The sequence below is a fragment of the Arthrobacter sp. NPDC080086 genome (assembly GCF_040702285.1).
Genome location: NZ_JBFBKP010000152.1, coordinates 1 through 3,742 on the forward strand (window position 1 = coordinate 1; position 3,742 = coordinate 3,742).

General features: G+C 67.8%; 5 protein-coding genes. 4 read left to right on the forward strand and 1 reads right to left on the reverse strand.

Features of this window, described 5'->3' with window-relative positions; genetic code table 11:
• The coding region (locus AB0305_RS22835; protein ID WP_366174154.1) for a DUF1844 domain-containing protein at nt 1-344 on the reverse strand (344 nt) is incomplete at its 3' end.
• A gap of 249 nt (nt 345-593) precedes the next feature.
• Between AB0305_RS22835 and infC the strand changes: the two genes are divergently transcribed.
• The 4 genes from infC (at nt 594) to AB0305_RS22855 (ending at nt 3,575) form a co-directional block, all read left to right on the forward strand.
• Nucleotides 594-1,718 (forward strand): translation initiation factor IF-3, encoded by a 1,125-nt coding sequence (gene infC, locus AB0305_RS22840; RefSeq protein ID WP_364137248.1) that lies wholly within the window; start codon nt 594-596, stop codon nt 1,716-1,718.
• A 115-nt stretch (nt 1,719-1,833) separates the two neighbouring features.
• Nucleotides 1,834-2,028 carry a 50S ribosomal protein L35 gene (gene rpmI, locus AB0305_RS22845; protein WP_009358635.1) on the forward strand — a complete coding sequence of 65 codons (195 nt, stop codon included), beginning with the start codon at nt 1,834-1,836 and terminating at the stop codon, nt 2,026-2,028.
• Between the two features lie 118 nt (nt 2,029-2,146).
• Nucleotides 2,147-2,605, forward strand: coding sequence for a 50S ribosomal protein L20 (gene rplT, locus AB0305_RS22850; protein ID WP_290258288.1), 459 nt, complete (start codon nt 2,147-2,149; stop codon nt 2,603-2,605).
• Nucleotides 2,606-2,675: 70 nt separating this feature from the next.
• Nucleotides 2,676-3,575, forward strand: coding sequence for an RNA methyltransferase (locus AB0305_RS22855; protein ID WP_364137250.1), 900 nt, complete (start codon nt 2,676-2,678; stop codon nt 3,573-3,575).
• Nucleotides 3,576-3,742 lie beyond the last annotated feature (167 nt).

The window sequence follows — 3,742 nt, forward strand, 5'->3', positions numbered from 1 at the left end:
GGAGCGTCCGGAATGACGGACTCCTCGCGGAAGGCCAGCTGCAGGGAGCGCAGGCCGTCGCGCAACGGTCCGGCGTGCTGGGAACCGATCTCCGGCGCCGCCGCGGTGACCAGGCCCGCCAGTGCGGTGATGAGCTTGCGGGCCTCGTCCAGGTCTTTGAGTTCTTCGGCATTGTCCTCGGCGGCGAGGCCGAGCTTCACGGCGGCGGCACTCATCAGGTGCACGGCGGCGGTGGTGATGACCTCGATCGCGGGGACCTCGGAAATGTCGCGGATCTGCTGGGAGACGTCCGCCTGCTCGCCCGCCGGCTGGAAGACGTGCGAATTACGTTCTGGTGTACTCATGCTGGTAAGCTTGTCACAGACCGACTGGATGTCGTTATTTTGCCGGAATCGCACAGATTCCAGTGAAGACGGCGTCCAGTTTGCAAGCGGAGATCTCTCCCACCCGCGTCAGCCGCGCGAATTCCCTCGGGAGTCAAGGTTGCCGGGTACCTGGTCGGGCGCTTGACCCACGCACTGCGTGCCGGACAAGCGCATGTTGCCCCACCGGGCGGCAGTTCCGATCTTCGAGGCCTTCGATTGCTACCGGCAATGGGAGGCCTTCTTCTTTTGCCGGAGAAGTACCCCCACGATCACAGGAGCTTTAACATTAGCGAGCCAAGAATCAATGAGCGTATCCGCGTCCCCGAGGTGCGGCTGGTCGGCCCTGCAGGTGAACAGGTAGGAGTCGTCCGTATTGAGGATGCCCTGCGTCTGGCTGCCGAGGCTGATCTGGATCTCGTTGAAGTTGCACCGCAGGCCAAGCCTCCGGTGTGCAAGCTGATGGACTTCGGCAAGTACAAGTACGAAGCCGCCGTCAAGGCACGCGAGGCCCGGAAGAATCAGACCAACACGGTGCTGAAGGAAATCCGTTTCCGCCTCAAGATCGACAAGCACGACTACGAGACCAAGCGTGGACACGCGCTGCGGTTCCTCGGCGCCGGCGACAAGGTCAAGGCCATGATCCAGTTCCGCGGCCGTGAGCAGCAGCGCCCCGAGATGGGCATCCGCCTGCTGCAGCGTTTCGCCGAGGACGTCGCCGAGGTGGGCGTGGTGGAATCCAGCCCCCGCATCGACGGCCGCAACATGGTCATGGTGGTCGGCCCGCTCAAGAACAAGGCCGAAGCCAAGGCGGAAGCCCGCCGCGCCACCCAGCGCGCCGAGGCTAAGGCCGAGAATGAGGCCAAGGCGGCGCGGGTCAACACCAACGGCGGCGAAGCCCCCCTGACGCAGTCCCTCGCGGACCTGCTGCCGGAGGGCTACCAGGTCCGGACCGAGGCTGCGGAACCCGAAGAGGCACCCGCTGCCGAGGCGCCGGCCCCCGAGGCCCCCAAGGCTGAGGCTGCCACGGAAGCCGCTCCGAAGACCGAAGCCGCCAAGGCTGAGACCCCGAAGGCTGCGGCTCCGAAGGCGGAGGCCCCGAAGGCGGAAGCTCCCAAGGCTGCGGCTCCGAAGACGGAAGCCCCGAAGGCGGAAGCTCCCAAGGCCGCGGCTCCGAAGGCTGCGGCACCCAAGGCTCCGGCCGCGAAGCCGGCCGCCGAGGCATCCGCCGCGAAGCCCGCTCCGAAGCCTGTTGCCACGCCCAAGCCGGTAGCACGGCCCGCGGCTCCCAAGCCGGCGGCACGGCCCGCGGCCCCCAAGGCCGCGCCGAAGCCTGGCAGCAAGAAGACCAACTGATTCACGGCCGCCGGACCGCAAGGTCCGGTGGCAGTCAACCAGCACGCCGCCCCGAGGGGCGGCTGCCCGAAAGACTGCAGACCCGTTCTGCGGATACGTAAGGAGATCGGTTCCCATGCCGAAGATGAAGACCCACAGCGGTGCTAAGAAGCGCTTCAAGCTGACCGGTAGCGGCAAGCTGCGCCGCCAGCAGGCCAATCGCCGCCACTACCTCGAGCACAAGTCCTCCAGGCTGACCCGCCGCCTCGCCGGCGACAAGATCGTCTTCAAGGGCGACGCCAAGGTCATCCGGAAGATGCTCGGCATCTAAGTTCCAAGTACCCGGACCGATTGCCGCCGGCAACGGTCCACCTACCACTAAGGCTTCTCAGGCCAGCCGGGCTTCCCGGCAGTAGACGCTTGGGATCAGATTTTGAAGGAGTACGCACGTGGCACGTGTGAAGAGGGCGGTAAACGCCCACAAGAAGCGCCGGGTTGTTCTTGAACGCGCAAAGGGTTACCGCGGTCAGCGTTCGCGCTTGTACCGCAAGGCCAAGGAACAGCTGCTGCACTCGTTCGTGTACAGCTACGGCGACCGCAAGAAGAAGAAGGGCGACTTCCGCCGCCTGTGGATCCAGCGCATCAACGCTGCATCCCGCGCCAACGGCCTGACCTACAACCGCCTGATCCAGGGCCTGAAGGCCGCTGAGGTCGAGGTTGACCGCCGCATGCTGGCCGAGCTGGCCGTCTCCGACGCCACCGCCTTCGCCGCGCTGGTCCAGGTCGCCAAGGACTCGCTGCCCGCCGACACCTCCGCGCCGGCCGTGCAGGCCGAGGCTGCCGCCGCCCCCAAGGCTGCGAAGAAGCCGGCTGCCAAGAAGACCGCCGCCGAGAAGGCTGCCAAGTAGTACCGGAGCTCCGCTCCGAGCCTCGCGGCTCAGTTCAGGAACCGCTCTTCGGAGCAACTAAGGTTCTTATATGAACGAAACCGGGCGCCCGCACGCTGAACCACTGTCCAATCCCCGAGCCGATCGGGTCAGGAAGGTGGCGCAGCTTGCCGGGCGCCCGGCGCGTTTAAAGCGCCGGGAGTTCCTGGCCGAAGGCCCGCAGGCGGTCCGCGAGGCCCTGACCCTGCACCAGCAGCGGCTCGCCGACGGCAGGGACGGCGTCGTCCTTGAGGTCTACGCCAGCGAGGACTGCCTGGACCGGCACCCGGAACTCGAAACCCTCGCGGAGGGCACCCGCGCGTTCCTCGCCACAGATGAGGTTCTCGCTGCCATGGCGGACACGGTCACCCCGCAGGGCATCCTGGCCGTCTGCCGCTTCCTCGACGTCGAACTGGCCGACGTCCTCGACGCCGAACCCCGCCTCCTGGCCGTCCTGTGCGAGGTCCGGGACCCCGGCAACGCCGGCACCGTGCTTCGTGCCGCCGACGCCGCCGGAGCGGACGCCGTCATTCTCAGCTCCTCCAGCGTGGACATTTACAACCCCAAGGCGGTGCGGTCCACCGCGGGCTCGATCTTCCACCTCCCGGTGGTCCTCGGCGCAGACATCGCAGACACCGTCGCAGCCTGCACCGAACGCGGCATCGGAGTCCTCGCAGCGGACGGCTACGGACAGCTGAACCTGGACCGGCTGCAGGACGAGAGCGCCGCCCGGCGGCTCGGCGGCGCGGACACGGGATCGGACTACGACCTGGCCCACCCCACCGCCTGGCTGTTCGGCAACGAGGCCCAGGGCCTGTCCGAGGAGCAACTGGCGCTGGCCGGCCACCGGGTAGCGGTGCCTGTCTACGGGTCGGCGGAGAGCCTCAACCTCGGGACCGCCGCCACCGTCTGCCTGTACGCGAGTGCGCGCTCCCAGCGCGCCGCAGGCTGACGAGACGTGTTCTAACTCCCACGACGCGAACAAACGACGGCGGGGGCCCACCGTGTGGTGGGGCCCCGCCCGGGGGGGTGGGCCCCGGGGCTCCTGGGCCCGGGCGGGGGGTGAGAAATGCGGCGGCCCGTTCCGAACGGGGTTGGCGGCGTGGATTCCCGCGACGA